This is a genomic window from Janthinobacterium sp. P210006 (assembly GCF_036231885.1).
Lineage (GTDB): Bacteria > Pseudomonadota > Gammaproteobacteria > Burkholderiales > Burkholderiaceae_D > Janthinobacterium > Janthinobacterium violaceinigrum.
In genome coordinates this window covers 556,014-582,227 of sequence record NZ_JAZARD010000001.1, presented here as the reverse complement: position 1 = coordinate 582,227, position 26,214 = coordinate 556,014, and the positions used below count along the sequence as shown (strand labels likewise).

Sequence of the window (26,214 nt, the reverse complement as noted above, 5' to 3'; positions counted from 1 at the left end):
GCATTGCGTAATATTTCCCTGTTCCTGCGATCCCTGCTGTTCATGGTCATCATGATCGTAGCCACCATCGTCTGGGCCTGCGTGTGCTTTTTTGCCGCGCCATTGAGCTACAACAAGCGCTATTGGGTCACCTCGCGCTGGAACGTGTTTATCCTGTGGTGTGCCAAGGTCATTTGCGGCATCCGCTATGAAGTCAAGGGCGCCGAGAATTTCCCCGACGCGCCGGCCATCGTGCTGTCGAAGCACCAGTCGGCATGGGAAACCATCTTCTTGCTGCCCAGCCTTCCCCGTCCGCTGGTCTACGTGTTCAAGAAGGAGATCCTGTACATCCCCTTCTTCGGCTGGGCCATGGCGCTGCTGCGCATGATCCCCATCGACCGCAAGCAGGGCAAGCATGCGTTCAAGAGCGTGGTCGCGCATGGCAAGCGCCGCCTGGCCGACGGCCAATGGATTATCATGTTCCCTGAAGGCACCCGCATTCCCGTGGGCCAGGCGGGCAAGTACAAGAGCGGCGGCACGCGCCTGGCCATTGCCACGGGCGCCGTGGTGGTGCCGATTGCGCACAATTCAGGCGAGTGCTGGCCCAAGCAGTCGTTCCTCAAACGCCCGGGGCTGATCACCGTCTCGATAGGCAAACCGATTTCGCCGGAAGGGCAAACCCCGGACAGCATGATGCAACAGGTGGAAAATTGGATAGAATCAGAAATGCGCGTCATTTCGCCTCACGCCTACAACGCTGGCTAGACGGCATCAGCGCGGTCATCCAGGAGCCGACCCTGCGCCAGCAGATGAAGACCATCAAGGTCGGCGACCAGCAACTGGATCTGTTCGCGCATGACGTCTCGACCAGCACGCCCCCGGCGGTGCGCCCCACGGCACCGCCAGCGCCGCCCGTGGCGCCACCGGTCGTGGCCCTGGTGCCCCCTGTCGTTCACCCCGCCCCATCTCCCCTGCCTTCCCCGCCACGCACCGCCGATGGCCCGCCGCTGCGCCAGCTGCAGCTGGGCAGCCACCTGGTCGAATTCGCCCTGCGCCGCTCCACGCGCCGTTCCATCGGCTTCATGATCGACGATAACGGCCTGCGCGTGACCGCGCCCAAACGCGTCACCCTGGCCGAAATCGACAGCGCCATCCGCGCCAAGCAGGGCTGGATCGTCTCGAAGCTGCTGGAACGGGGCGAGCGCAAGGTGCAGCGCCTGCAGCGCCCGCCCGTCGCATGGGTCGATGGCGCCGTGCTGCCCTATCTCGGCGGCGAAATCACCTTGCGATTGCACCAGGCACCGCGCCACCGCGCCAGCTTCCAGCGCGAGACGAACGAGTTGCACGTATGGGTCACGCCCGCGGGCAGCGAGCAGCAATTGAAGGAAAAAGTGAAGGGCTGGTTCCAGCACGAGGCGCGCCAGCTGTTCGAAGCGCGCCTGGACCTGTACGCGGACAAGCTGGGCGTGCGCTACGACTCGCTGTCGCTCTCGTCGGCCGGCACGCGCTGGGGCAGCTGCACTATCGAGCGCAAGATCCGCCTGAACTGGCGCCTGATCCACTTCGCCCTGCCGCTGATCGACTACGTGGTGGCGCACGAACTGTCGCACCTGCTGGAAATGAACCACAGCCCCCGCTTCTGGGCCACCGTCGAATCGATCTATCCCGACTACGACGGCGCCAAGCAGGCGCTGAGGAAGCGCTCGCAGGAGCTGCCTGTTCTGTTCCAATAAGACGGCACTACCGCCTGCACTGACGGCATGGGATACTAGATGTCCCATCCAGCCCATTTCGTCCATGAATATTTTCAAGATGCTGTTTGGCGCCAAGGCAGCTGCCGCGCCAGCAAGCCAGTCATTGCCTGCAACGCCCAGTGACCAGTCCTCGCTGGCGGATGAGCTAAGCCATTATTCCGGCTATCAGCGACAGGCCGCACTGGAACGCTGTGCAGCCCTGGAGAGGACAGACCTGCTGCCCTTGGTCGTCGTGCGCCTCAATGACTGGGTGCCTGCCGTGCGCCATGCGGCACGTGCCACCATGCAGCGCCTCTTGCCACTGACACCAATCCCCCAGTTATTGCAGCTACTGCCGAACATTCTGCGCCTGCGCGAAATGGGCAGGAGCGACCACGCGGACTGGCTGCAGCACTTTGAACGCGCCATGCTTGAACTGCTGAACGTGCAAGACTTGCTCAATGGCGTCGGTGGCAAGAACGTCCATGTCGCCAGGAGCTGTTTCTACATGCTGCACCAGCACGGCCTGAGCGAGCCAGTGCAATACATCGGCATGGCGCTTGCCACGCGCGGAGATACGGTGCTGGCAACGCAAGCGCTACGGTTATGCGCCAGCGCCGCACCTGACGTCCAAACGGCGCTGTACCTCAAGGCGATGTCGTCGCCTTTCGGCCGGATACGTACCAGTGCGTTCTTGTCTCTGACGCAAGCGCCTGGCGGCCAGGATATGCATGCGCTGGCGCAGGCAAGCCTGCTTGATGCCCAAGCGTCGGTACGCTACCTGGCCATAGCCTGCCTTCAGGCCAAGGGAGAAGATGCACGCATCAGCTACCGCGCCGTTCTGGCCAATCCGGCATCGAACACGCAGGCCATCCGTGTGAGCCTTCTGGCGCTGGGCAGCCTGCGCGCACCGGAAGATCTGGAGCTGATTCGAGCTTTTACGCAGGCAAAGCTGCCATCCGTTCGCCTGACGGCCTGCAACGCCTGGCTCAAGATGGCGCCATCCGATAAAGACGTGATCGCCCTGCAAGCTGCAGACGACGCGGCGCCCGGCATGCAGAGATTTGCCTGGCTAATGGTATCGCGCCAGGGTGCGTTCATCCCCTTCGCCACACTGCGCCCCTTGCTGGAAGCACGGGGCGAGCATGATCTGCTACTGCGCTACGCCTCCGCCAACAAGTGGCATTGGCTCTCGACCATCGCGCACCTGGCCATGGCGCACGCGCCACACCGGCCGTCCCAGACCTGCTTGCAGCGTGAACTGCTGTGCTGGATCCGGGATGCGCAACGCAGTACCGCTGAGCCGGATGCGCAACAGCGCAACCTTCTCTCACAGGAGTGCGCACAAGCGGCGCTGCGTGCGCTGTTGACGGTGCAGGAAGAGCATTACAGCACCTTGCTCACGCACGAACTGGCACGCCATCAGTTGACGCCCGCCGGGACCCCGCAGCACTAAAACGGCAGCAGGGGTCGTATGGCCGCTAGCGTGCGCGGCGTGGCGCCCCGGTGCTGGTTGGCAAACGCCAGCGCCTGTTCTCCCATGGCCGCCAGGCGCGCCGGGTCCTGCAGCAAGGCCGCCGCTTGCGCCATCAGCGCGTCGGCGTCCGCCACCAGCGCGGCGCCGCCGGCGGCGATTGCCTGCTCGGTCACCAGCGCAAAGTTGAAGGTGTGGGGGCCGATCAGCACGGGCTTGCCCAGGGCCGCCGGCTCGATCAGGTTTTGTCCGCCCAGCGGCAGCAGGCTGCCGCCGACGAAAGCGCAATCGCAGGCCGCGTAATACGCAAACATCTCGCCCATCGAGTCGCCCAGCAGCACCTGCGTGCCCGCCGCCACGGCATCGTCCTGCGCCAGGCCGGACCTGCGCTGCACGGCCAGGCCGTGCGCCGCGATCAATTTTTCCACCTCGTCGAAACGCTGCGGATGGCGCGGCACGATCAGCAGCAGCGCATTGGCAGGCAGGCTGGCGCGGGTCAGGGCATCGAGGATCAATTGTTCCTCCCCTTCACGCGTGCTGGCACACAGCAGCACGGGCCGTGCGCCGATGGCGCCGCGCAGCCAGGCGCCCGTCGCCAGCGCCGCCTCGGGCACGACCACGTCGAACTTGATGCTGCCCGTGACGACCACGTCCTGCACGCCCAGCTGGCGCACGCGCTGCGCGTCGTCCTGCGTCTGCGCCGCCACCAGGGTGATGCCGCGCGCCGCATCGGCAATGAGCTTGCCGAGGCGCTGCGCCTTGCCCAGCGAACGCTGCGACAGGCGCGCATTGGCCAGCACCACGGGCACGCCGTGGCGGTTGCATTGGTGGATCAGATTAGGCCATACCTCCGTCTCCATCAGGATGCAGATGCGCGGCGCGAAATGGCGGATGAAACGGGCCGGCATGGCGCCCGTGTCGTACGGCAGATAGCTTTGCACCAGGCACGCGCCGTGCCTGGCAAACAGCGACTTGCCCGTGGCGCGTCCCGTCGGCGTCATGTGCGTGAGGACGATGCGGCACGCGGGCCATGCGGCCAGCAGCGCATCGATCAGCGGCTCGGCCGCGCGCGTCTCGCCGACGGAAACCGCATGCAGCCAGATCGTGGCGGGCGCAGTGCCGGCCTGCCGTCCGTAAAAGCCCAGGCGCTCGCCCCAGTGCTGGCGGTAGCCGGGTTCCTGGCGGCCGCGCAGCCACAGCCGCGCCAGCACCAGGGGCAAGGCCAGCCACCAGGCAAGGGTATAAAGAAGTCGCATGATAGGTAACGTTGAGGTCAGGCGGGAGGATATTCGGCCAGCAGGTGCTGCGCCGCGGCCAGCACTTCCGGCACGCCGGGCGGCGCGCCTTTGTCGCCCAGGTTGATGATTTTCGGCGACCAGTTGCCTTCCGTTTTCCACAGCGGCGAATCGGCATAGATTTCCACTGTCGGACGCAGGAAGGCGGCGGCGATATGCGTCAGGCCCGTATCGACGCCGACCACCAGCGCCGCGTGACGTGCCAGCAGGGTGGCGTCGGCCATCGACAGCTTCGGCAGCACGCGCGCGTTCGGCAGGCCGGCCGCCAGCTGTTCGGCTTCCGCCTTTTCCTTGGGCGAACCCCAGGGCAGCAAAATCGGCATCGGCGCGAGCGCCTGGCCCAGCGCGATCCAGTGCTGCGGCGCCCATTTCTTGGCGTCGCGCGCCGTGCCGTGGAAATACACGCAATATGGCGCATCGCCCATCCAGTCCGGGCGCGGCTCGCTGCCTGACACTTCCGGCAAGCCGAAATCGGCCGGCGTGTCGGCCGCGTAGCCCAGCGCCGCGGCGGCCACCAGGCGGCCGCGCGCTACCGCGTGCGTGCGCGGGTCGAGCGGAATGCTTTTCGTATGAAAAATGCGCGAGATGCCTTCGTAGCCGGAACCTTCGCTGCCATTGGCCAGGCCGACTTTCTGTCCGCCCGGCGCCAGGCGCGCGGCGCCCATGATGATGCCCGTCTTGAGCAAGCCCTGGGTATCGAACACGTAATCGTAGCGCGTCTGGCGCAGGCTGCGGAAGAAGGCGGCAATTTCCGCGCGCGTCTCTTTCTTGCCCAGGCTCTTGCGCCAGCGCCGCAACGCAAACGGGAAAATGGTATTCACGCGCGGATTCAGGCGCACCAGGCTGGTATAGCCTTCCTCGACCACCCAGTCGATGGTCGCATCCGGATAATGGCGGGCGATGTCTGCCACCATCGGCAGGTTATGCAGCACGTCGCCCAGCGAAGACACCCGCACCAGCAGGATTTTCAGGGGCGCCCGTGCGCCTGATTGACCGGCCATGCTGTCAGAACGGCAGAACGGCGTCAGGCTTGGCGGCCAGGATCACGCTCTTGAACTGCCCCTGGATGCGTGCCAGGGCTTCCGGCGTTTCCGCCTCGAAGCGCATGACGATCACCGGCGTGGTGTTCGACGAGCGGGCCAGGCCGAAACCATCCGCATACTCCACGCGCAAGCCGTCGATGGTGATGATCTGCTCATTGCCAGGGAAAACGGCGTCGCGGCGCAGCATGTCCATCAGCGCGACATTCTCGCCTTCCTTCAGCTCCAGGTGCAGTTCGGGCGTGCTGTCGGACTGCGGCAGGGAGTTCAGCAAGGCCGATGGATCGGTTTCGCGCGTGAGGATTTCCAGCAGGCGCGCAGCCGAATACAGGCCGTCGTCGAAACCGTACCAGCGGTCCTTGAAGAAGATATGGCCGCTCATTTCGCCGCCCAGCGGCGCGCCCGTTTCACGCAGCTTGGCTTTCACCAGCGAGTGGCCCGTCTTGTACATCAGCGGCACACCGCCATGCTTGCTGATCCACGGCGCCAGGTGGCGCGTGCATTTCACGTCATACAGGATCTGCGCGCCCGGATGGCGGGTCAGCACGTCGGCGGCGAACAGCATCATCTGGCGGTCAGGGTAGATGATCTGGCCATCCTTGGTGACCACGCCCAGGCGGTCGCCGTCGCCGTCGAAGGCGATGCCGATTTCCGCATCCGTCTCGGCCAGGCAGCGGATCAGGTCTTGCAGGTTTTCCGGATGCGCGGGGTCCGGATGGTGGTTCGGGAAATTGCCATCGACGTCGCAAAACAATTCGATGACGTCGCAACCCATGCCGCGGAACAGATCGCCCGCGAACGCGCCTGCCACGCCATTGCCGCAATCGACGGCGATCTTGATCGGGCGCGCCAGCTTGACGTCGCCCAGGATGCGCTCCAGGTAGGCGGCGCGGATATCGTGCGTGGCGTAGGCTCCCGGCGTGGCGCTGGCGCTGCCGTCGTGCGCGACGATGCTGTGGTACAGCGCCTGGATCGCTTCGCCGTGGATCGCCTCGCCGGCCAGCACCATCTTGAAGCCGTTGTAATCGGGTGGATTGTGGCTGCCCGTGACCATGATGCCGGAGCGCGTGTCGAGCACGTTCGTGCCGAAATACACCATCGGCGTGGCCACCACGCCCAGGTCGATCACGTCGACGCCTGCGGCTTGCAAGCCCTGCGCCAGCGCCGCCGTCAATTCAGGTCCCGACAGGCGGCCATCGCGGCCGATCACGACCCGCTGCTCGCCCTTGGCCAGCGCGGCCTGGCCAAAGGCCTGACCGATCTTGTAGGCCACGCTGGCATCGAGGGTTTTAGCGATGATGCCGCGAATATCGTAGGCCTTGAAGATCGTTCTGGACAATGGAAGCATGGTGTGTGCGGTATAAGTAAGGGTATCGATAGGGTGCGTGGCAAGGTGCAGCGCGAAACTGCCAGCTTGCTACTGCGCCAAGAGTATACCGAATTATACGCGCAGCAGATCGATAGACTTGCCCGATTCCACCCATTGCTTGACCCACAGCGGCTGGCGGCCACGGCCTGTCCATTGCTCAGTCGCATTGTCCGGATGGCGGTAACGCACGGCGACCTTGCCCGCCCGCGGGTGCAGGCCGTCGAGTATCAGCTGTTTCAGCGGAATGCCCGCTTGCTGCGCGATGGCCATGATCTGTTCGCGCGCCTTGTTCAAGTCGTCACGTTCGCGGCTGTTCAATTCCTGCTTGACATTATCTTCCAGTTTGCGCAATTCCTGCATCGTCATCGTCGACAGATCCATTTCGTATATCCTTTACATTAATTGAATTAATAAAATTACGTGAAATATACTACATTGTATAAATATTTGCGCATCGCAACATAATCTATCGCCATTTGAATCGCGGCCAGCGGTTTATTTACCCGCCCAACATTAAGATTAAATGAAGAATATGCGGAAATAAGGCGTGAAGAATGCATTAATATGAATAAAATAACATTCCAATTGGCCTGCGGGTAACTGTTAGCGGGACTGGCCGGTGCAGCCAGACATTCCGGCAATCGGGCCGGGAAATTATTATCGATTTACGGCAGCGGCGCATTAAGCGGAAGTAAATGCCGCTCCGGCTTAATCCGTATCCGGTTGTTTCCGGCCTGCCGCGCCCATGCCCAATCAGGCGCTTGCCGGCAATGTCTCCAGCGCCAAAGGGCAGCCGTGCTTATAATGCATGCGCGTCGTTCACTTCACTCCGGCACATATGAAAACTTACTTTATCGGCGATCTGCAAGGCTGCCATGCACAAACCGTCGAACTGATCGAGCGCATCCAGGCGGCGGCAGATGGCCCATACCGGCTCCTGTTCGCCGGCGACCTGATCAACCGTGGTCCCGCCTCGCTGGCCACCCTGCGCCACGTGCATGCGCTGGCGCAGCAGGGCCTGGCCGACAGCGTCCTGGGCAACCATGACTTGCACTTGCTGGCCGTGGCCAACGGCATCCGCCCGGAGCATGCGTCCGATACGCTGGCCGACATCCTCGACGCGCCCGACCGCGAGGAATTGCTCGCCTGGCTGCGCCAGCGCCCGCTCGCCTTGCAGCACCAGGGCCACCTGCTCGTGCATGCGGGCTTGCTGCCGCAATGGAGCGCCTCGCAGGCCCTGTCGCTGAGCGGGGAAGTGTCCGCCATGCTGCGCAGCGACGGCTGGGTGGCGTTCCTGCGCACCATGTACGGCAACGAACCGGCCGCCTGGCGCGACGACCTGCGCGGCGCCGACCGGCTGCGCTGCATCGTCAACGCCATGACGCGGCTGCGCTTTTGCACGCCGGACGGCGTCATGGATTTCAAGATGAAGGAGAGCGGCAGCGCGCCGCCGGGCTCCGGCCTGCTGCCCTGGTTCGACGTGCCGGGACGGCGCAGCGCGGGCGACACCGTCGTCTTCGGCCACTGGTCGGCGCTGGGACTGCAGCTGCGGCCCCACCTGATCGGCCTCGATAGCGGCTGCGTCTGGGGCGGCAAACTCTCCGCCGTGTGCCTGGAAGACCGCTCGCTGCTGCAAGTCGACTGTCCCGCCTTCCAGCAGCACAGCGGCAAGCGCTAACTGCATGGCGCGCATATGCTTAGTCGAAAACGGTCGTTTGCCTTGCCGCGCCTGCGCCGTATGATGCAGCTTTTGCCTTTGCCATCCCATGCATCCTGATACCGACAGACTGGCGCGCTGGCTGCTCGGCAGCCTGGAACTCGACACCGCCGTGCTGCATGTGGGCCAGTACTGCGGCCGCTGGCGCGCTTCCACGGCGGGCCGGGAACTGGGCAGCTTTCGCCTGGTGCTCGATGGCCACTGCTACCTGCATCTCGATGGCGCGGCGCCGATTGCGCTGGGCCCGCGCGATGGCGTCTTCCTGCTGCGCGACTTGCCGCACTTCCTCAGCCCCCATGGCGACCCGGCGCAGGCGGTGAGCGCGCAAACGATGCTGCCGCTGCAGGCGTCCACGGACGGTCCGGCAACGGCGCTGGCCTGCGGCTTCTTTCAGTTTCGCGGCGCCCTCTCCGCGCTGATCGTCGACTCGTTCCCCCCATATCTGCTGATACGCGGCGACGCACCCGCCTTCAGCGCCGCCACCGCGCTGTTCGACCTGATCCTGCTTGAAGCCGGCGGCGATCCGGAACAGCCGTCGCCCCTGATCGCGCGCCTGGTCGAACTGCTGTTCTTCTACCTGATCCGCCATGTGGCGCAGGGCGAGCAAGTGGCGGCCGGCCTGCTGTCGCTGCTGCACCAGCCCGCATTTTCGCCGCTGCTCGAACGCATGCTCGACGCTCCCGCCGCCGACTGGTCGATCGAGAACATGGCCAAGGCCGCGTGCATGTCGCGCGCCAGCTTCTGCAAGCATTTCGCCAGCGCCAGCGGCCACTCGCCGGCCCAGTTCCTGCTCCTGCTGCGCATGAAGATCGCCGCCCGGCGCCTGCACGACGGCGTCTCCGTCGAACGCGCGGCCGAACTGGTGGGCTACCGCTCGCACGCCGCGTTTACGCGCGCGTTCAAGCGGGTCACGGGCGAGCAGCCGGGCGCCTACCGGCGCGACCAGCGCCAGCGCCAACTGGCCAGCTGAAGTCCAGCGGACATCAAGGTTTGCGCAATCAAAGACGAACGAGCACAAAAGGACGACGCTGACGTCTGTTACGTGCACGGCATGGCCGATATAATGGCCGGGTGACTTACTAAACTAGCAAGGTACCCCATGTCCCGTCTGACGCTGCACACCCTCGACACCGCCCCGGCCGATAGCCGCCCCTTCGTGGAAAAAGCCATCGCCAACAACGGCTACCTGCCCAACCTGATCGGCGTGCTGGCCAATGCGCCGCTGGCGCTGGAAACGTATCTGACCGTCTCCGGCATCAATGCGCGCGCCAGCCTGAGCCTGATGGAACGCGAAGTGGTGCAAATCACGGCCGCGCGCATCCACGGCTGCGATTTCTGCATCGCTGGCCACAGCGCCATCTCGCTGAAAAAAGCAGGCCAGACACCGGACACCGTGCGCGCCCTGCAGCACGGCCAGCCGACGGGCGACGCGCAACTCGACGCCGTCGCCGCCTTCGCCACGGCCGTCATCGCCACGCGCGGCGCCGTCGCCGACGGCGACTATCAAGCCTTCCTTGCCGCCGGCTACAACGAACAGCAGGCGCTGGAAGTCGTGCTGGGCATCAGCCTGGCCACCCTGTGCAATTTCTCCAACAGCCTGGCCGGCACGCCCGTCAATCTGCAATTGACGCCCTACCTGCCTGGCGCCGTCTGACATGGTCAAGCTCCCTCACTGGCTGCACATGCATGCCGACCAGCTCGACCAATCGTCGGACCTGGCTGAAACCGTTTTGCCGGCGCTGGCCGGCGACCAGCTGCTGCGCATCGGCGTGCCGCAGGAACACGGCGGCGCGGGCGGCGACGTGCGCGACGCCATCGACGCCATCGCCACAGTGGCCGAGCAATCGGTAACGGCGGCCTTTGTCTTCTGGGGCCAGCGCTGCTTCATCGAATTCCTGCTGCAAAGCGAGAACCGCGCGCTGGCCGAACGCCGCTTGCCCGGCCTGCTGTCCGGCGCGCAAGCGGGCGCCAGCGGCCTGTCGAACGCCATGAAATTCTTGTCCGGCATCGAGCAGCTGCAAATCACGGGCGCGCGTCACGCCGATGGCTTGCTGGTCGACGGCGGCCTGGCCTGGGTGACGAACTTGCGCAAGGCGGGCTTTGTCGCGGCCGCCGCCGTGGCGCCCAGCGATGGCGCGCCCCCCGTCATCGTCGCCTTCGACAGCAGCACGGCAGGCGTGCAGCGCAGCGATGACCTGGACCTGATCGCCCTGCGCGGCAGCAATACGGCCTCCGTCAAGCTGGCGCAGGTGCACATCCCCGCCGCCGATATCATCAGCGACAATGCGCCAGCCTGGCTGCCGCAGGTGCGCCCATCGTTCCTTGGCATGCAGTGCGGCCTGTCGATCGGCCTGGCACGCGCCAGCCTGGCGCAGGCGGCGCAGATCTCGGCCGGCTCGCGCAACCAGCTCACGCCCCGCATCGAAGCGCTGCAAGCGGCATTGGCCACGGCCGTCGATACCTTGCTGGCCGGCGTACACGATGGCCGCTTCAAGACGCAGGCGCCAGCCATGTTCCGCCTGCGCATACAGCTGGCAGAACTGCTGCAGCAGGCGCTGATGCTGGAACTGCAAGCCATGGGCGGGCGCGCCTACCTGAACGGGGAGCAGCAGGGTTTTGCCCGCCGCTGGCGCGAATCGTCGTTCATCCCCATCGTCACGCCCAGCCTGACGCAATTGCAGGCGGCCTTGCAGCTGTTCGACAGCCAGCAGGCGGCCAAGGCCGCGGGAGCGCAGGCATGACGGCAGCAGCGGAACCGCAACAATGGGCGCTGCAGGCGCAAGATCTCGGCTATGCCTATCCCGGCACGGCGCCCGTGTTCCAGCACGTCTCGCTGGGTGTGCGCAAGCGCGAAATCGTCTGCCTGCTGGGCGGCAGCGGCTGCGGCAAATCGAGTTTGCTGCGCGTGCTGGCCGGCCTGCAGCCGCCATCCACGGGCGAGATTCAATTTCTCGACGCGCCCATGCGCGAACCGGACCCGCGCAGCGCCCTCGTGTTCCAGCAGGCGAGCCTGCTGCCCTGGCTCAACGTTACGGGCAATGCCGGTTTCGGCCTGGACTTCAAGCATCAGCCGCAGCTCACGCGCGACGCGCACCAGGCGCGCGTGGCGCAAGCCATCGAGGCGGTGGGTCTGAAGGGCCGCGAGAAACTGTATCCGTCCGCCCTGTCGGGCGGCATGGCGCAGAGGGTGGCGCTGGCGCGCGCGCTGGCGCGCGAACCGGAACTGCTGTTCGCCGACGAGCCGTTTTCCGCGCTCGACGCCATCACGCGCGCCGAGATGCAATCGCTGCTGGTCGACGTGGTGCACCGCTGGCATACGGCCGTGCTGCTGGTCACGCACGATATCGATGAAGCGATCCTCGTGGCCGACCGCATCTTGCTGATGGGCGGCAAGCCTGGCAACATCGTGCGCGAGTGGCCCGTCGCCATCGCCCAGCCGCGCATCGGCCACAGCGCCGACGTCATCGCGCTCAAGATGGACATTCTCGACGCCCTGCAAGCGCTGCAAAAGCAGGATCATGCGCCTGCCTTCGCCCAACTTTAATCGACCGGAACACTCCCATGACATTCCAAGATCACAACAAACCCCTGCACATCTGCGCCTCGTCCGATTGCGACTGCGGCCTGACGCGGCGCGACTTCCTGCGCATGTCGGCGCTGGCCACGGCCAGCGTCGCCTCGCCGCTGCTGTTCGCCGGCGACGCCATGGCCCAGCAGGGTCCGAAAGGCGACGACCAGCCCGTGAAGATCGGCTACCTGCCGATCACCGACGCCACCCCGCTGCTGGTCGCCCACGCGCGCAAGCTGTTTGAAGCGGAAGGCTTGCAGGCGGAAACGCCGCGTTTGTTCCGCAGCTGGGCGCAGATCATCGAAGCGTTTGTCGCCGGCCAGGTCAACGTCATCCACCTGCTGTCGCCAGCCACCCTGTGGGTGCGCTACGGCGCCAAGTTCCCCGCGAAAGTCGTGGCCTGGAACCACGTCAACGGCTCCGCGCTGACGGTGGCCAACGAGATCAACAAGGTCTCCGATCTGGGCGGACGCACGGTCGCCATCCCGTTCTGGTACTCGATCCACAACATCCTGCTGCAGCAGATCCTGTCCGCCAACGGCCTGACCCCGGTCACGCGCGCGCGCAACGCGGCCATCAAATCGAATGAAGTCAACCTGATCGTGCTGGCGCCGGCCGAAATGGTCTCCGCCCTGGCCAGCAAGTCCATCGCCGGCTACATCGTGGCAGAACCGTTCAACGCGGCGGCGGAAAACGCCGGCATCGGCAAGATCCTGCGCTTCTCGGGCGACGTGTGGAAAAACCATGCGTGCTGCGTCACTTTCCTGTCCGAGCGCGACATCAATACGCGTCCCGAATGGGCGCAGAAGGTCACCAACGCCATCGTCAAGGCGCAGCTGTGGACGCGCTCGAACCAGGTCGACACGGCCAAGCTGCTGTCGAACGTGGGAGAGAACCGCTACACGCCGCATCCGCTGCAGGTGCTGACCAAGGTGCTGGCCACCACCGATTACGCCGGCTATGAAAAGCAGGGACTGATCGTGCACAAGAACTGGCAGCAGCGCCGCATCGACTTCCAGCCGTATCCGTTTGCCTCGTACACGGAAGAACTGGTGCGCGCCATCGGCCGCACCAAGGTCGAAGGCGATACGCGCTTCCTGTCCAGCCTTGATCCGAAGTTCGCCGCGCGCGACCTGGTCGATGACCGCTTCGTGCGCAAGGCCATCACGGCCGTGGGTGGCCCGGCCGCCTTCGGCCTGCCGGCCAACCTGCTGCGCAGCGAAACCGTGGCGGTCTGACGATGGCAAGCAAGTTGTTCACGAAGTTCGGCCTGCCCCTGGTGGGGCTGGCCTGTGCCTTGCTGTTGTGGTCCGTGGGCGTGACGGCGCTGGAGAAATCCACGCCGATCGCCGCCGCCTTTGCGCCGCTGCCCACGGCGCTGGCGTTCAAGGAGATGCTGGGCGGTTCGGATATCTGGCTGCACGTGGTATTGAGCCTGCAAAGGGTGGCCGTGGGCCTGGGACTGGCGATCGTCATCGGCGTGCCGCTGGGCGTGCTGGTGGCCATGTCGAAAAGCTTTTCCGGCGCGGCCATGCCCCTGTTCCAGCTGCTGCGCATGATTTCGCCGCTGTCGTGGATGCCGATCGCCGTGATGGTGCTGGGCGTGGGCGACGCTCCCGTGTACTTCCTGCTGGCGTTTGCGGCCGTCTGGCCTATCCTGCTCAATACGGCGGCCGGCGTGGCGCGGCTCGATCCGAACTGGCTGCTGCTGGCGCGCAGCCTGTCGGCCACGCGCAGCGAGATCGTCTTCAAGGTGATTTTGCCGGGCATCACGGCCGATATCCTGACGGGCGTGCGCCTGGCCATCGGCATCATCTGGATCGTGCTGGTGCCGGCGGAAATGCTGGGCGTCTCGGCCGGCCTCGGCTACTTCATCCTCGACACGCGCGACCGCCTCGCCTATTCGGAGCTGATGGCCGCCATCGTGCTGATCGGGATTTTAGGATTTATCCTCGACTACCTGGCCCGCGCCGCGCATGCGCGCTGGCTGCACGTGAAGGGCTAGGCCGCCTGCTCCAGCGGCAGCGCGGCGGCCACCGCCGCCTGCGTTGCCGCCGCCAGGTCGCGCCGGTGCGCGTCCAGGGTCGCCACCGGCGCCAGGCAAGTCAAGCGCGCCGTGATGGGCGGGCCGCTCAAGATCGCCACCATGCTTTGCGCAAAACTCATCTCGCCGATGAAATCGACGGCGTGGTGCAGCGCGCCCTTCTCATCCACATACACGAGCGCGAACGGTTGCACCGGCACTTGCGCGTCGATGGCCGCCTCGAACAGGTTGGCGTGGAACGGCAAAATCTGTCCCTGCGCGGCGGTCGTACCCTCGGGGAAGAACGCGATGCGCTCGCCCGCCGTCAACTTGTCCACCAGGCCCTGGAAGATCAGGCGCAAATCGCGCTTGCTGCCGCGCGAAATGAAGATGGTGCCGGCGCGTCCCGCCAGCCAGCCCAGGATCGGCCAGGCGCGGATTTCCGCCTTGGCGACGAAACGGCATGGGTGGACGGCATTGATGACGAAGATGTCGAGCCACGACACGTGGTTCGCCACCACCATCGCATGGTCGAGCGCCGGCACGCTGTCTGCCGGCTGCGCCACGTGCACGCCGCAGATGTCGAGCAGCTGCGTCGACCAGCGGCGGATGCGCCGGTTGCGGCCCTCCAGGTCCAGCCAGGGAAAGAGCACGGCGCTCTTGGCCATGCCGCAGCTCAGGTGAATGGCGATGCGCGCGAGGCGGTAGGTAAGCAGAAGTTTCAAATGACACCAACAAATAAACCAGAACCGAAATCCGGGAGCAGACAAGGGATGCCGGGGCTGCATGCCCCGGTCCATGGATCTGATTTTTTAACGCTGGAACGCCACCTGTCCAGCCACGATGGTCGCCTTGACGATGCCGCTCAGCTCATAGCCGAGGAAAGGCGTGTGCTTGCCCTGGCTGGCCAGCGAGGCCGACGACACGGTCCAGCGCGCGGCCGGGTCGAAGACGCAGATGTCGGCCGCTTCGCCCACGGCCAGGCTGCCGGCCGGGATGCCCGCGACACGGGCCGCGTCGGCCGTGACCTTGGCCACGGCGCGCGCCAGCGGACGGGCGCCCGCTGGCGGCTGCGCCAGCGCGTAGTCGTCGGCCCATTTCAGGGCCAGCGACAGCAGCAGTTCCAGGCCCGTGGCGCCCGGCGACGCTTCGCCGAACGGCAGCAGTTTTTCATCGTCGTCGACGGGTGTGTGGTCCGAGCACATGGCGTCCACGGTGCCATCGAGCAGGCCCGCGCGGATCGCATCGCGGTCGCGCTGGCTGCGGAACGGCGGCGTGACCCTCGCGTTCGGGTCGAAAAAGCCGATGTCGGCGTCCGTCAGGTGCACATGGTGCACGCCCACGTCGCAGGTGACGGGCAAGCCTTCCGCCTTGGCCGCGCGGATCAGGTCCAGGCCGGCCGCCGACGAGATGCGGCACAGGTGCACGCGCGCACGGCTGGCGCGCATCAGCTCGAAAATCGTGTGCAGCGCGATGGTTTCCGACATCACGGGCACGCCGGACAGGCCCAGGCGCGAAGCCAGCGGACCGCTGTGGGCGATGCCGCCGCGGCCGATGTGCGGATCCTGCGGACGCAGCCAGACGGTGTAGCCAAAGGTGTTCGCATACTGCATCGCGCGCAGCAGCACGGTGGTGTCTTCGATCGGCTCTTCCGCCTGCGCAAAGCCGATGCAGCCCGCTTCCGTCAGCTCCGCCATTTCCGTCAGCGACTGGCCCTTCAAGCCCATGGTCAGCGCGCCCAGCGGGTGCACGTGGGCCTTGTTCTGCGTCTTGGCGCGGTATTTCAGCATTTCCACGAGGCCCGGCTCGTCGAGCACGGGATCGGTGTCGGGCGGGCAGACCAGGCTCGTCACGCCGCCTTGCAGCGCCGCCTGCAGTTCCGATTCCAGCGTGGCCTTGTATTCGTAGCCCGGCTCACGCAGGCGCGCGGACAGGTCGACCAGGCCGGGGGAAACCACCAGGCCGGCCGCGTCAAATGTGGTGTCGGCCTTGAAGCCGGCCGGGGCGCTGCCCACGGCCAGCACTTTGCCGTCGGCGATGAACAGGTCTTGCAAGCCATCGATGCCGTTGGCAGGGTCGATCAGGTGGCCGTTCTTGATATGTAGTGTCGTCATGCTCGCTTACTCGTCCTTGGGCTATCAGCCCTGATTACCAGCCAAAATACTCATCACCGCCATGCGCACGGCGATACCGAACGTCACCTGCGGCAGGATCACCGCCTGCGGACCGTCGGCCACGGCCGAATCGATTTCCACGCCGCGGTTCATCGGGCCCGGATGCATGACGATGGCGTCCGGCTTGGCCAGCGCCAGGCGTTCGGGCGTCAGGCCGTAGCTCTTGAAATATTCCTGCGCCGACGGCAGCAGCGCGCCGCTCATGCGTTCATTCTGCAGGCGCAGCATGATGATCACGTCGACGCCCTTGAGGCCTTCATCCATGTTGGTGAAGGTGCGCACGCCCATCTGTTCCAGGCCGCCCGGCAGCAGGGTGTGCGGGCCGATGGCGCGCACTTCCGGCACGCCCAGCGTGGTCAGCGCGTGGATATCGGAACGGGCCACGCGGCTGTGCAGGATGTCGCCCACGATGGCCACCGTCAGGTTCGTGAAATCCTTCTTGTAGTGGCGGATCGTGTACATGTCGAGCAAGCCCTGGGTCGGGTGCGCGTGGCGTCCGTCGCCCGCGTTGACCACGTGGACGTGCGGCTGCTTCGTGTCGATCAAATGCTTGGCGATCAGGTAGGGCGCGCCCGACTGCGCGTGGCGCACGACGAACATGTCGGCGTGCATGGCCGACAGGTTGTCGATGGTGTCGAGCAGGGACTCGCCCTTGCTGGCCGACGAGGCCTGGATGTTCAGGTTGATGACGTCGGCCGACAAACGCTTCGAGGCGATCTCGAAGGTGGTGCGGGTGCGCGTGGAGTTTTCAAAGAACAGGTTGAAAACGCTCTTGCCGCGCATCAACGGCACCTTCTTCACGTCGCGGTCGGAAATGCCCACGAACGAGGAAGCCGTATCGAGGATGTGGTTGACGATAGACTTCGGCAAGCCTTCAATCGTCAGCAGATGTTGCAGTTCGCCGTGTTTATTCAGTTGCGGATTAAGCATGGTGGGTATCTATGGTGAGCGTGAATTTTCCATCGTCGGCTTGCTTCAGGACCAGGGCCTGGCCCGCCGGCACGGCAGTGAAGGCGGCCACAAAGTCGGCGGCCACCGGCAGCTGGCGCTCGCCGCGGTCGACCAGGGCGGCCAGCATGATCTTGGCCGGACGGCCGTAGTCGAACAATTCATTGATGGCCGCGCGCGTGGTGCGGCCCGTGTACAGCACGTCGTCGACCAGCAGGATGGTGGCACCGGCCACGTCGAAGCTGATCTGCGTCGGCTTGACGTCCGCATGCAGCCCTTTCTGGGCGAAGTCGTCGCGGTAGAACGAGACGTCGAGCACGCCCAGGCGGTCGACCAGGTTCAGGTCGCGCGCCAGGCGTTCCGCCAGCCAGGCGCCGCCCGAATGGATGCCGACGATGGCCACGTTGGGGATGCCCGCCAGGCCGTTCTGCACTTGCTGCAGCAAGACCGCGTACAGGGCCTCGGCGTCGAGTTGGGAAGGATTCGTAGGATGCGGCATAGAGTTCTTAATCATTCAGGATTGGGGACTAGGGTCAGATTAATAGTTCGCGTCGAAATACTGTTGCAGGATGATGGCGGCGGCGCGGTCGTCGATCACTTCGCCGCGTTTGGCGGCAATGACGGCCGAGGAATAGCGCTCGTCGACCAGTTCCACGGGCAGGTTGAAGCGGCCATGCACCTGGTTGGCGAAACGGCGGCAGCGCGCGCTCATCTCGTGTTCCGTGCCATCGGGATGGCTGGGCAAGCCCACCACGATGCGGCTCGCGCCCCACTCCTTGATCAGGCTATCGATGGCGGCAAACTTCGGTTCATTCGCCGTGGCCGTGATCACGCTGAGCGGCTTGGCCTGGCAAATCATGGTATTGCCGATGGCCACGCCGATGCGTTTCAAACCGAAATCGAAGGCGAGGATGGTGTCGATGGCGTCACCGCTCATGCGTGGCCAGCCTCGCTCGCCAGCATCAGGGGATCGATGCCCAGCAATTTGATGGCCGCCACGTAGCGCTGCTCGATGGGGAAGTCGAACAGGATGTCGGCCGAGGCGCCCACCGTCAGCCAGCCGTTGCGGCCGATCTCGTCTTCCAGCTGGCCCGGGCTCCAGCCCGAATAGCCGATGGAGACGAGCATGCGCTCGGGACCATCGCCCTTGGCGACGGCTTCGAGCACGTCGATCGAGGTGGTAAACGCGATTTCATCCGTCACCGTCAGCGACGAGGAATAGCGCGCGCCCGGCGTATGCAGCACGAAGCCGCGGTCATCCTGCACGGGGCCGCCGAACATGATCGGTTCGTTGATGATGGGCGTGTCGCTGCCGGCAGCCAGTTTCAGGTCGATGCGGTCGAACAGCACTTCCATGGTCATGTCGGTGGGTTTGTTGATGACGACGCCCAGCACGCCGTTTTCATTATGTTCGCAAACGTAGACGACCGTGCCGCCGAAGATCGGATCTTGCATGGCCGGCATCGCGATCAGGAAATGGTTGGCCAGATTCAGGGTGGAGGAACCGGTCGCGGCCGGCTCTCCAACACTCTGCATCAAACGATGCCCTGGTAGAGTCTGGTCGATTTTGCTCTTTTTCATACGCGATGCTCTCTCTGTGGCCTTGCTGGCAAGTCTCGCTTACCCCGCTATCGTACGCCTGGCGCACGCTGCCGCGGATGTTGGGCGGCGAGAAGCGTGATGCCAGGCGCTATTCTTGTTATATTGTAAATTTGTTATACATTCGCTTGGCCATGCGGCCACGTCATGTACGCTTTGCAACTTGCGACCTGTCCAGCATCGCCGCGCTTCCGCGCGCATTGCCATGCCAATTGTAAAATTGATTGCACAATCGCTGTCGCACATAAAACACCACGAACATAGCCGCTAGTTTACACTGAATTGCCGCCGCAGCGACGCCAAAGGCACGACGCGAGCGGCCATAAAGCCCTGTTGGCGGCAAAAAATAGCCTATCTTTGACCCTGAACACGCGAAATAATGACAATCAAGACTTCCCTGGTATGGTTCCGGCGCGATTTGCGCGCATTTGACCATGCTGCGCTGCACCACGCCCTGCGCCAGAGCCAGGCCGTGCATTGCGTTTTCGTCTACGACACCGCCATCCTGGCAGCGCTGCCGCGCCGCGACCGGCGCGTCGACTTTATCCATGCCAGCGTGGCCGAGCTGGCCGACGAACTGCGCCAGCTGGGCGGCGACCTGATCGTGCTGCATGGGGACGCCGCCACGGCCATCCCCCGCCTGGCCGCCGAGTTGAACGCCGACGCCGTCTTTGCCAACCACGACTACGAGCCGCAGGCGATCGCCCGCGACGCCGCGGTGGCCGCCGCGCTCACGCACGATGCCCGTCTGTGGTTCAGCTTCAAGGACCAGGTCATCTTTGAAAAGGACGAGGTGCTGACCCTGTCGGCCAAGCCGTACACCGTCTACACGCCGTACAAGAATGCGTGGCTGAAGAAAATGCGCGCCGAACCCGCTTGCCTGGCGCCGTACGACATCGAGCCGCATGCGGCCAGCCTGGCCCCGCCGCGCGCCGGCACGCCCGCCGCCCTGCCCACTTTGGGCGAGCTGGGTTTCGAACCGAGCAACCTGGCCGATCTGGCGATTCCGACCGGCATGTCGGGCGCCAGCGCACTGTTCGAGGATTTTCTGCCGCGCGTGGGCCGCTACGACGTGGCGCGCGATTTTCCCGCCTTGAAGGGACCGTCCTACCTGTCCATGCACCTGCGCTTCGGCACCGTGTCGCTGCGCTACCTGGTGCGCACCGTGGTCGACCTGATGGACCGGGGCGGCGGCGGCGATGGCGCTCCCGTGTGGCTGGCAGAGCTGATCTGGCGCGACTTCTACGCCATGATCCTGTACCAGAACCCGCATGTGGAAGGCGGCGCCTTCAAGCCCGCCTACGACGCGATCGCCTGGGAAACGGGTCCCGAGGCCGATGCCGCGTTTGCCGCCTGGTGCGAGGGACGCACCGGCTATCCGCTGGTGGACGCGGCCATGGCCCAGCTGAACCAGACGGGCTATATGCACAACCGCCTGCGCATGGTCACGGCCTGCTTCCTGATCAAGGATCTGGGCATCGACTGGCGCCGCGGCGAAGCGTATTTCGCGCTGCACCTGAATGACTTCGACCTGGCTTCGAACAACGGCGGCTGGCAATGGGCCTCGTCGTCCGGCTGCGATGCGCAGCCCTACTTCCGCATCTTCAACCCCATCACGCAATCGGAAAAATTCGATGCGAACGGACGCTTCATCCGCCGCTACCTGCCGCAGCTGAAGGCGCTGGGCGACAAGGAAATCCATGCGCCCTGGCTGGTGCCGCGCATGCTGCTCGAACAGAAAAACATCGTGCTGGGGCGCGACTATCCGGAGCCCCTGGTGCAGCACGACGAGGCGCGCAAGGAGACGCTGGAACGCTATGCGGTGGTAAAAGTGGTGGCGTAGGCCGGATTAGCGGGGCGAGGCCCCGCGTCATCCGACGATATTGCGATCTTGGCCGATGGTGCGTCGGCTTGCACCGGCCTGCACCGACCTATGCCACGCCGCCGGCCAGCAGGCGCGCCACTTCCGCCAGCAATTCCTCTTCCTGGAACGGCTTGCCGAAATACGCATCCACGCCCAGTTCGAACGCGTGCGCGCGGTGCTTGTCGGCGCTGCGCGAGGTGATCATGATGACGGGGATGGCGCGCGTCTTGTCGTCGCTGCGCACATTGCGCGTCAGGTCGAAGCCGTCCATGCGCGGCATCTCCACGTCCACCAGCAGCAGGGCCGGCATGGCGGCCGGTTCCAGCGCATGCAGCTGCTCCAGCGCATCGATGCCATCCTTGGCCAGCAATACCTGGTAGCCTTCGCGCTCGAACAGGCGCTGCATCACGCGGCGCACCGTCAGCGAATCGTCGACCACCAGCACGCGGACGGACGGCGCGGCCAGTGCGCTGGAAGCGGCATGCTGTTCGCTGCTGGCCAGCGCATATTGCGACAGCAGTTCCGGATGATGCTCCAGGTGCTGCGCCAGCGCCACCGGATTGAGGATCAGCACGATATCGCCCGTGCCCAGCACCGTGGCGCCGGCGATGCCCGGCATGCGCGCCAGCTGCGGCCCCACATGCTTGACCACGACCTCGCGATTGCCCACCACGTCATCGACCTGCAGCGCCAGCCTGTCGTTGCCGTTCCTCAGCAGGAGCACGGGCGCATAGCGCTGCATGGCCTGTGCCGCCGGCGTCTCGCCCAGCATGGCCGACAGGTGGTGCAGCGCCAGCGACTGGCCGTGCGACTCGATGCATCCGGCCGCCCGCACCTGCTCCAGCTGCTCGCCTTTCAGGTGCAGCACCTGCTCCACCAGTACCGATGGCAAGGCATAGGTCTTGCCGTTCGCCGCCAGCAGCACCACTTGCGTAACGGCCAGGGTCAGCGGCAGGTGGATGGTAAAGCGCATGCCCAGGCCGGCCTGCGTCAGCGTCTCCACGCGCCCGCCCAGGGCCAGTGCTTCGGAGCGCACGATGTCCATGCCGAAACCGCGCCCGGCCAGTTCCGTCAGGCTGTCTGCGGTGGAAAAACCCGGCGTAAAAATCAGTTCGGCCGCCTGCGCGTCCGTCAATGGCGCACCGGTTGCCACCAGGCCGGCGCCGTGCGCCTTGGCGCGGATGCGTTCCAGGTCCAGTCCCGCGCCATCGTCGGAAAAGGCGATCGCCACTTCATTGCCCTGCTGGCTGACCTGCACCAGCAGCTCGCCCGTCTCGCTCTTGCCTGCTGCCAGGCGCGCGTCGCGCGGCTCGATGCCGTGCACGATGGCGTTGCGCAGCAGGTGTTCGAAGGGTGCCGCCATGCGTTCCAGCACGCTGCGGTCGATTTCCACGCCGCCGCCGCGGATGTCGAGGTTGACGCGCTTGTCGACTTCCTTGGCGCTTTGCCGCGCCACGCGGAACAGGCGTTCGGCGATGCTGGAAAACGGCACCATGCGGATCTGCATCAGGTCGCGCTGCAGCTCGCGCGTCAGCCGTGCCTGCAACACCAGGTCGTCCGTCACCGCATCGACGCTGTGGCTGAGGTTTTCATGGAAGGACGCCACGTCGTTGACGCTTTCGGCCATCATGCGCGTGAGTTCCTGCAGGCGCGTGAAGCGGTCGAATTCGAGCGGATCGAAATCGCGCTCGCTGCCGACGGCCATGCGCGAGGCGATCTGCGATTCGGCCTGCATTTCCACTTCGCGCAGCTGGCGCCGCAGGCGCGCCAGGTTGTCGGAAAACTCGGACAGCGAGGCGCCCAGCACGCCCACTTCATTTTCCATCTTCGAGCGCGTGATCGACACTTCGCCGGCCTGGTTCACCAGGCGGTCGAGGATGTCGGCGCGCACGCGCACCAGCGCCGCCTTCGGTTCGGCCGCCGGCGTGTCTTCCATGCCGGGCAAGGGCAGCAAGGGCTGCTGCAACTGCTCGAACAAATGCAGCGCATGGTCGTAATGGGCCAGCAATTCCTCGAAGGCCTGCGGCGTGGCGGTGCCCGCATGCAGCATGTTTTCGATATGCGTCTCGATTTCATGCGCGTGCTGGCCCAGGCGCATGGCGCCGGCCATGCGCGCGCTGCCCTTCACCGTATGCAGGGTGCGCAACAGCATCTGCGCCTGGCCGCTGTCGTGCGGCTGCTGCTGCCAGCTGCGCAGCGCTTCGCCGATCTGCGGCAGCAGGTCGGCCCCCTCCTCCAGGAAGACGGACAGCAGGTCCAGGTCGAGTTCATCGCTGATGCCGGCGCTGGCCGCCAGCAGCGCAGCCGCATCGGCCGGCATGATGGCCGGCGCTGGTGCATCCGGTGCTTCCGGCGCGGCGTGTTCCAGCGGCGGCGCGTGCTCGAAGCCTGCATCGAACAGATCGTCGCTGGCGCCGATGTCGGCGGGGAGCACGGCGGCGGCAGCCGGCTGCAGCGCGTCGGCGATGATGCTCGCATACGCCGCCTCGAACAGGGTCTCGAGCTGCGCCGCGGGCACCGCGGCCAGTTCTTCACCCTGCACTGCGTCCTGCTCTGCGTGCTGTTCCGCGTGCTGCTCTGCGGCCGGCGCTGCCACAGGCTGCGCCGGCGTGCCGACGATGCTGGCGTAAGCGGCGGCAAACAGGGCGTCGAGCCGCTCTTCCCCGCTCTCGCCGGGCGGCGCCGTCAATGCGCGCCACAGGGTGTTGAGCCCTTCGATCATGTCCGGCTGCGCCGGCGCCAGGTCGCCCAGCGCGAACGCCTGCAGCATCTGCCCGATGCGCTGCGTGGCCTGTTCCAGCACATCGTGCTGTTCGGCGCGCAGGCCGGCCAGCGGCGGCACCACCGTCTCGATCACCGTCTCGAGCGCGTGCGCCAGGTCGCGCAAAGACTGGAAGCCGACCGTGCCCGACGTTCCCGCCAGCGTGTGCACGGCTTGCAGCGCATCGGCGCTGACGGCGCGCTGCTCATGGCGCCATTCGCCGAAGTCGCGCGTCAGCACGCGCAGCAATTCATCCGTCTCGGCCAGGTAGATGTTGTACAAGGGCAGGCTGATGCGCAGCTCGCCCACGTGCTTGAGGTGATCGTCGGGCGCTTCGTGCGCGGCGGGCGCCGTGGCGGATGGAAAGCCGATCACGTTGCCGTTGCTGGCCACGGGCACGGGCGCCGGCGGTCGCGGCTTGCGCAGTTCGAACGGCCCGCCTTCGCGCACGCGCTCGGCCGCCGCCAGCAGCATGCCGGCCTCGCGCTCGCGTCCTGCGCCGCCTTCCAGTTCGGCCACCCATTCGCTGAGCTGGTACCAGCCGTAATTGAGCAAGGTAAACAAGTCGTCGCTGGCGGGGCGCGCCTCGGCCAGCCAGGTATTCATGACGCGCTCGATGGCGCCGGCCGCCTCGGCAAACTGCGCCAGGCCGATCATGCGACTGCTGCCTTTCAGGGTATGGAACGAGCGGCGCAGCATGGCTAGGTGGTCGCCGCTGGCCGCCTGCTCGCGCGGCAGGGCCAGCGTGGTATCGATAAAGGCCAGCACTTCGCGCGCTTCGGCGATGAAGATGTCGAGCATCTCCGCGTCGACATCGGTCACGGCGGGCGTCGCATCCACGCCGGCAGGCGCGGCGGGCGCCAGGGCCTGGTCGAGCAAGGGCACCGGCACGGCACCGGCGGCGGCGACTTTTTCAAATGGCAGGGCGCGGAAGGTGCCGGCAGCGGCATCGAAATGGAAACGCCCGCTGGCCGCCTGCGCGTTGCGGCCCAGCATATCGACAAAAAATCCCAGCGCGCTGACATTTTGCGCGATCTCGTCGAGCGCCTCGGCGTGCGCCTCCGCATTGGCATCCGCCTTGGCCTCGCCACCGGCCAGCTTCTGCACGGCAGCGTCGACCTGCAGCACGGCAGCGCGGGCGTCTTCCTGTCCCAGTCCGGCCAGCTGCTGCTGCAGCTGCCCCAGCACGGGCGCGACGCCGTCGAGGGCACCCACCCGCCCGCGCGACGCATCCGCGTAATAGGCGTTGAGCACTTTTTCCACCTGGCGCAGGCCCGTCTTCATTTCCTCGGCCAGCGCGGCGACGGTCTGGCCCTGTTCGATCTGGCGCGACAGCTCGCCCGCGGTGACGGGCGGCGGCGCTTCGCCAGCCAGCAGCGCCTGCAGGCGCGCGGCGATGGTTTCCGCATTGCCGGCAAAATCGTCGGGCAGGCGGCGCACCTGCTCCAGCCCCGTGTCCGCAAACAGCAGCGCCATGCCGATTTCATTTTCCAGCGCCGCACTGCGCCCGCTGGCCACGGCCTGCTGCGCCACGGCCGCGCATTGGCGCAGCAGGCCGGCCAGGGCTGGCTGCTTCAGGATCTCGGCCTGCGCCGCCACCTGCTGCAGCGACTGTTCGAATGCTGCGCCCAGGGCGGGATCGAGGTCCGCTTGTGCCAGACGGCTCCAGCTGGCGCGCGCCTGCGCCAGGGCCGCGCGGGCGCCTTGCAGGGCATCCTGGTCGACCTGGCCGTAGCGCCGCGTTTCCAGGTCGGCAGGCACCTGTCCCTCGAGCGCGAAAGCGGCACGCAGCTGGCGTGCCTCCGGCGTCGGTTCGGCGGCCGCCGCGATGAAGAACAGGGCGTCGCGCAGCATCGCTTCGGGCAGGCTGGCCGTGCCCTGCGCCAGGCGGCGCAATTGCAGGTTGATCAATCCGAACAGCTGCTTGACGTTGAGCGTGCCCATGCCCTCGCCGCTGGCCGCCAGTCCCGCAAACGCCTGCATGGCGAACCAGAAGGTGCGCGCCGGCGCTTCCTGCTGCGCATCGGCTACCAGGGCCAGGGTGGCGTGCAGGTCGCCGGCGTGCTGGCGCCGCGCCGCATCGTCCTGCGCCTTCAGGAACGGCAGCAGCGATTTTTCAAAGCGTCCGCGCCAGGCCGGATAATCGGCCGCCGGAGGCGCGTCCGCCAGCGCGACCGCATGTCCTTCCAGCATGGCCGAGGGCGGGAAAAACAGGTCGGCCGGGTGGATGCGCTCGGCGCCCAGCATGGTTTGCAGGTCGCGGTAGTAGGGGAACAAACGCGTCGGCTGCGGCGGCGTGCCGGCCACCAGGTCTTCCAGGTATTCGATGAGGGCCTGATACAGCCCGGCGACAATCTGCGCATGGTCCAGCGTATATTCCAGGCTGCCGTCGCGAAAGCGCGCCAGCGCCTGTTCCGCGCCGTCCGTCAGCAGGCCGGCGCCGGCCACGTCCACCATCACCAGCGCGCCATGCGCCTGATGCAAGTGCGAGCGCGCATGCTGCAGGGCCGTGGCGCGTTCCTCGCGCTCGCGGCCACCCGCTTCGAACAGGGCCGTTTTCGAACGGCCCAGCGCTTCGCGGATTTCCACCATCACCCACGACAAAGGTTCGCTGTCGAACGGCTTGGACTGCTGTGGACTATCAGGTGTGCTCATGCATGCCTCGGTAAG

General features: G+C 65.8%; 22 protein-coding genes. 11 read left to right on the top strand and 11 right to left on the bottom strand.

Annotated features, from left to right (window positions below; translation table 11 throughout):
* Positions 1–3 precede the first annotated feature (3 nt).
* The 3 genes from VPH41_RS02585 to VPH41_RS02575 all read left to right on the top strand — a co-directional run bounded on the left by VPH41_RS02585 (position 4) and on the right by VPH41_RS02575 (position 3,168).
* Entirely contained in the window at positions 4–744 is a 741-nt protein-coding gene (locus tag VPH41_RS02585; protein ID WP_328568865.1) for a lysophospholipid acyltransferase family protein, read from the top strand.
* 44 nt (positions 745–788) lie between these two features.
* Positions 789–1,712, top strand: coding sequence for a M48 family metallopeptidase (locus tag VPH41_RS02580; protein WP_328569607.1), 924 nt, complete (start codon positions 789–791; stop codon positions 1,710–1,712).
* Positions 1,713–1,776: 64 nt separating this feature from the next.
* Positions 1,777–3,168, top strand: coding sequence for a hypothetical protein (locus VPH41_RS02575; RefSeq protein WP_328568864.1), 1,392 nt, complete (start codon positions 1,777–1,779; stop codon positions 3,166–3,168).
* On the opposite strand, the gene waaA is transcribed toward VPH41_RS02575, so the two are convergent.
* From waaA to VPH41_RS02555, 4 genes are all read right to left on the bottom strand, one after another.
* Positions 3,165–4,442 carry a lipid IV(A) 3-deoxy-D-manno-octulosonic acid transferase gene (waaA, locus tag VPH41_RS02570; RefSeq protein ID WP_328568863.1) on the bottom strand — a complete coding sequence of 426 codons (1,278 nt, stop codon included), beginning with the start codon at positions 4,440–4,442 and terminating at the stop codon, positions 3,165–3,167. The two genes, VPH41_RS02575 and waaA, sit on opposite strands and share 4 nt — an antisense overlap.
* A 17-nt stretch (positions 4,443–4,459) precedes the next feature.
* On the bottom strand, positions 4,460–5,482 hold the full coding sequence (gene waaC, locus VPH41_RS02565; RefSeq protein ID WP_328568862.1) for a lipopolysaccharide heptosyltransferase I: 1,023 nt from the start codon (positions 5,480–5,482) through the stop codon (positions 4,460–4,462).
* Positions 5,483–5,486: 4 nt separating this feature from the next.
* Positions 5,487–6,869 carry a phosphomannomutase/phosphoglucomutase gene (locus VPH41_RS02560; RefSeq protein ID WP_328568861.1) on the bottom strand — a complete coding sequence of 461 codons (1,383 nt, stop codon included), beginning with the start codon at positions 6,867–6,869 and terminating at the stop codon, positions 5,487–5,489.
* 93 nt (positions 6,870–6,962) lie between these two features.
* A complete protein-coding gene (locus tag VPH41_RS02555) occupies positions 6,963–7,271 on the bottom strand; it encodes an H-NS histone family protein (RefSeq protein ID WP_152283655.1) in 309 nt (102 codons plus the stop codon).
* 457 nt (positions 7,272–7,728) lie between these two features.
* Here VPH41_RS02555 and VPH41_RS02550 point away from each other — a divergent pair, with 457 nt between their 5' ends.
* The 7 genes from VPH41_RS02550 to VPH41_RS02520 all read left to right on the top strand — a co-directional run bounded on the left by VPH41_RS02550 (position 7,729) and on the right by VPH41_RS02520 (position 14,180).
* Positions 7,729–8,568, top strand: coding sequence for a symmetrical bis(5'-nucleosyl)-tetraphosphatase (locus VPH41_RS02550; RefSeq protein ID WP_328568860.1), 840 nt, complete (start codon positions 7,729–7,731; stop codon positions 8,566–8,568).
* Positions 8,569–8,656: 88 nt separating this feature from the next.
* Positions 8,657–9,577 (top strand): AraC family transcriptional regulator, encoded by a 921-nt coding sequence (locus tag VPH41_RS02545; RefSeq protein WP_328568859.1) that lies wholly within the window; start codon positions 8,657–8,659, stop codon positions 9,575–9,577.
* Positions 9,578–9,706: 129 nt separating this feature from the next.
* Positions 9,707–10,261: a carboxymuconolactone decarboxylase family protein gene (locus VPH41_RS02540; RefSeq protein WP_152283652.1), complete on the top strand. Its 555-nt coding sequence runs from the start codon at positions 9,707–9,709 to the stop codon at positions 10,259–10,261.
* A gap of 1 nt (position 10,262) precedes the next feature.
* Positions 10,263–11,348: an acyl-CoA dehydrogenase family protein gene (locus tag VPH41_RS02535; protein WP_328568858.1), complete on the top strand. Its 1,086-nt coding sequence runs from the start codon at positions 10,263–10,265 to the stop codon at positions 11,346–11,348.
* Entirely contained in the window at positions 11,345–12,151 is an 807-nt protein-coding gene (locus VPH41_RS02530; RefSeq protein ID WP_152283650.1) for an ABC transporter ATP-binding protein, read from the top strand. The genes VPH41_RS02535 and VPH41_RS02530 overlap by 4 nt, the downstream gene beginning before the upstream one ends.
* 17 nt (positions 12,152–12,168) lie before the next feature.
* Positions 12,169–13,413, top strand: a complete 1,245-nt coding sequence (locus VPH41_RS02525) for an ABC transporter substrate-binding protein (RefSeq protein WP_328568857.1) — start codon at positions 12,169–12,171, stop codon at positions 13,411–13,413.
* 2 nt (positions 13,414–13,415) lie between these two features.
* Complete coding sequence (locus VPH41_RS02520; RefSeq protein WP_328568856.1) at positions 13,416–14,180, top strand: ABC transporter permease; 765 nt, start codon at positions 13,416–13,418, stop codon at positions 14,178–14,180.
* Here VPH41_RS02520 and VPH41_RS02515 read toward each other — a convergent pair.
* From VPH41_RS02515 to VPH41_RS02490, 6 genes are all read right to left on the bottom strand, one after another.
* Positions 14,177–14,923 (bottom strand): lysophospholipid acyltransferase family protein, encoded by a 747-nt coding sequence (locus VPH41_RS02515; RefSeq protein ID WP_328568855.1) that lies wholly within the window; start codon positions 14,921–14,923, stop codon positions 14,177–14,179. The genes VPH41_RS02520 and VPH41_RS02515 overlap by 4 nt on opposite strands.
* Before the next feature lie 87 nt (positions 14,924–15,010).
* Positions 15,011–16,312 carry a dihydroorotase gene (locus tag VPH41_RS02510; RefSeq protein ID WP_328568854.1) on the bottom strand — a complete coding sequence of 434 codons (1,302 nt, stop codon included), beginning with the start codon at positions 16,310–16,312 and terminating at the stop codon, positions 15,011–15,013.
* A gap of 24 nt (positions 16,313–16,336) precedes the next feature.
* Positions 16,337–17,302 carry an aspartate carbamoyltransferase catalytic subunit gene (locus tag VPH41_RS02505; RefSeq protein WP_034746695.1) on the bottom strand — a complete coding sequence of 322 codons (966 nt, stop codon included), beginning with the start codon at positions 17,300–17,302 and terminating at the stop codon, positions 16,337–16,339.
* Positions 17,295–17,819, bottom strand: coding sequence for a bifunctional pyr operon transcriptional regulator/uracil phosphoribosyltransferase PyrR (pyrR, locus tag VPH41_RS02500; protein WP_152257954.1), 525 nt, complete (start codon positions 17,817–17,819; stop codon positions 17,295–17,297). The genes VPH41_RS02505 and pyrR overlap by 8 nt, the downstream gene beginning before the upstream one ends.
* A 39-nt stretch (positions 17,820–17,858) precedes the next feature.
* Complete coding sequence (gene ruvX, locus VPH41_RS02495) at positions 17,859–18,257, bottom strand: Holliday junction resolvase RuvX (protein WP_223278885.1); 399 nt, start codon at positions 18,255–18,257, stop codon at positions 17,859–17,861.
* A complete protein-coding gene (locus VPH41_RS02490; protein ID WP_328568853.1) occupies positions 18,254–18,856 on the bottom strand; it encodes a YqgE/AlgH family protein in 603 nt (200 codons plus the stop codon). The genes ruvX and VPH41_RS02490 overlap by 4 nt, the downstream gene beginning before the upstream one ends.
* Positions 18,857–19,298: 442 nt before the next feature.
* Between VPH41_RS02490 and VPH41_RS02485 the strand changes: the two genes are divergently transcribed.
* Entirely contained in the window at positions 19,299–20,762 is a 1,464-nt protein-coding gene (locus VPH41_RS02485) for a cryptochrome/photolyase family protein (protein WP_328568852.1), read from the top strand.
* Positions 20,763–20,850: 88 nt separating this feature from the next.
* On the opposite strand, the gene VPH41_RS02480 is transcribed toward VPH41_RS02485, so the two are convergent.
* Positions 20,851–26,199 (bottom strand): hybrid sensor histidine kinase/response regulator, encoded by a 5,349-nt coding sequence (locus tag VPH41_RS02480; RefSeq protein WP_328568851.1) that lies wholly within the window; start codon positions 26,197–26,199, stop codon positions 20,851–20,853.
* Positions 26,200–26,214 lie beyond the last annotated feature (15 nt).

Excerpts from the sequence above, each read along its gene's own strand:
- VPH41_RS02485 (WP_328568852.1), top strand. The coding sequence starts at position 19,299 with ATGACAATCAAGACTTCCCTGGTATGGTTCCGGCGCGATTTGCGCGCA.
- VPH41_RS02580 (WP_328569607.1), top strand. The coding sequence starts at position 789 with ATGAAGACCATCAAGGTCGGCGACCAGCAACTGGATCTGTTCGCGCAT.
- VPH41_RS02560 (WP_328568861.1), bottom strand. The coding sequence starts at position 6,869 with ATGCTTCCATTGTCCAGAACGATCTTCAAGGCCTACGATATTCGCGGC.
- VPH41_RS02480 (WP_328568851.1), bottom strand. The coding sequence starts at position 26,199 with ATGAGCACACCTGATAGTCCACAGCAGTCCAAGCCGTTCGACAGCGAA.
- pyrR (WP_152257954.1), bottom strand. The coding sequence starts at position 17,819 with ATGCCGCATCCTACGAATCCTTCCCAACTCGACGCCGAGGCCCTGTAC.
- VPH41_RS02510 (WP_328568854.1), bottom strand. The coding sequence starts at position 16,312 with ATGACGACACTACATATCAAGAACGGCCACCTGATCGACCCTGCCAAC.
- VPH41_RS02575 (WP_328568864.1), top strand. The coding sequence starts at position 1,777 with ATGAATATTTTCAAGATGCTGTTTGGCGCCAAGGCAGCTGCCGCGCCA.
- waaC (WP_328568862.1), bottom strand. The coding sequence starts at position 5,482 with ATGGCCGGTCAATCAGGCGCACGGGCGCCCCTGAAAATCCTGCTGGTG.
- VPH41_RS02505 (WP_034746695.1), bottom strand. The coding sequence starts at position 17,302 with ATGCTTAATCCGCAACTGAATAAACACGGCGAACTGCAACATCTGCTG.
- VPH41_RS02555 (WP_152283655.1), bottom strand. The coding sequence starts at position 7,271 with ATGGATCTGTCGACGATGACGATGCAGGAATTGCGCAAACTGGAAGAT.
- VPH41_RS02525 (WP_328568857.1), top strand. The coding sequence starts at position 12,169 with ATGACATTCCAAGATCACAACAAACCCCTGCACATCTGCGCCTCGTCC.
- VPH41_RS02520 (WP_328568856.1), top strand. The coding sequence starts at position 13,416 with ATGGCAAGCAAGTTGTTCACGAAGTTCGGCCTGCCCCTGGTGGGGCTG.
- VPH41_RS02540 (WP_152283652.1), top strand. The coding sequence starts at position 9,707 with ATGTCCCGTCTGACGCTGCACACCCTCGACACCGCCCCGGCCGATAGC.
- VPH41_RS02550 (WP_328568860.1), top strand. The coding sequence starts at position 7,729 with ATGAAAACTTACTTTATCGGCGATCTGCAAGGCTGCCATGCACAAACC.
- VPH41_RS02545 (WP_328568859.1), top strand. The coding sequence starts at position 8,657 with ATGCATCCTGATACCGACAGACTGGCGCGCTGGCTGCTCGGCAGCCTG.
- waaA (WP_328568863.1), bottom strand. The coding sequence starts at position 4,442 with ATGCGACTTCTTTATACCCTTGCCTGGTGGCTGGCCTTGCCCCTGGTG.
- ruvX (WP_223278885.1), bottom strand. The coding sequence starts at position 18,257 with ATGAGCGGTGACGCCATCGACACCATCCTCGCCTTCGATTTCGGTTTG.
- VPH41_RS02530 (WP_152283650.1), top strand. The coding sequence starts at position 11,345 with ATGACGGCAGCAGCGGAACCGCAACAATGGGCGCTGCAGGCGCAAGAT.
- VPH41_RS02490 (WP_328568853.1), bottom strand. The coding sequence starts at position 18,856 with ATGCAGAGTGTTGGAGAGCCGGCCGCGACCGGTTCCTCCACCCTGAAT.
- VPH41_RS02535 (WP_328568858.1), top strand. The coding sequence starts at position 10,263 with ATGGTCAAGCTCCCTCACTGGCTGCACATGCATGCCGACCAGCTCGAC.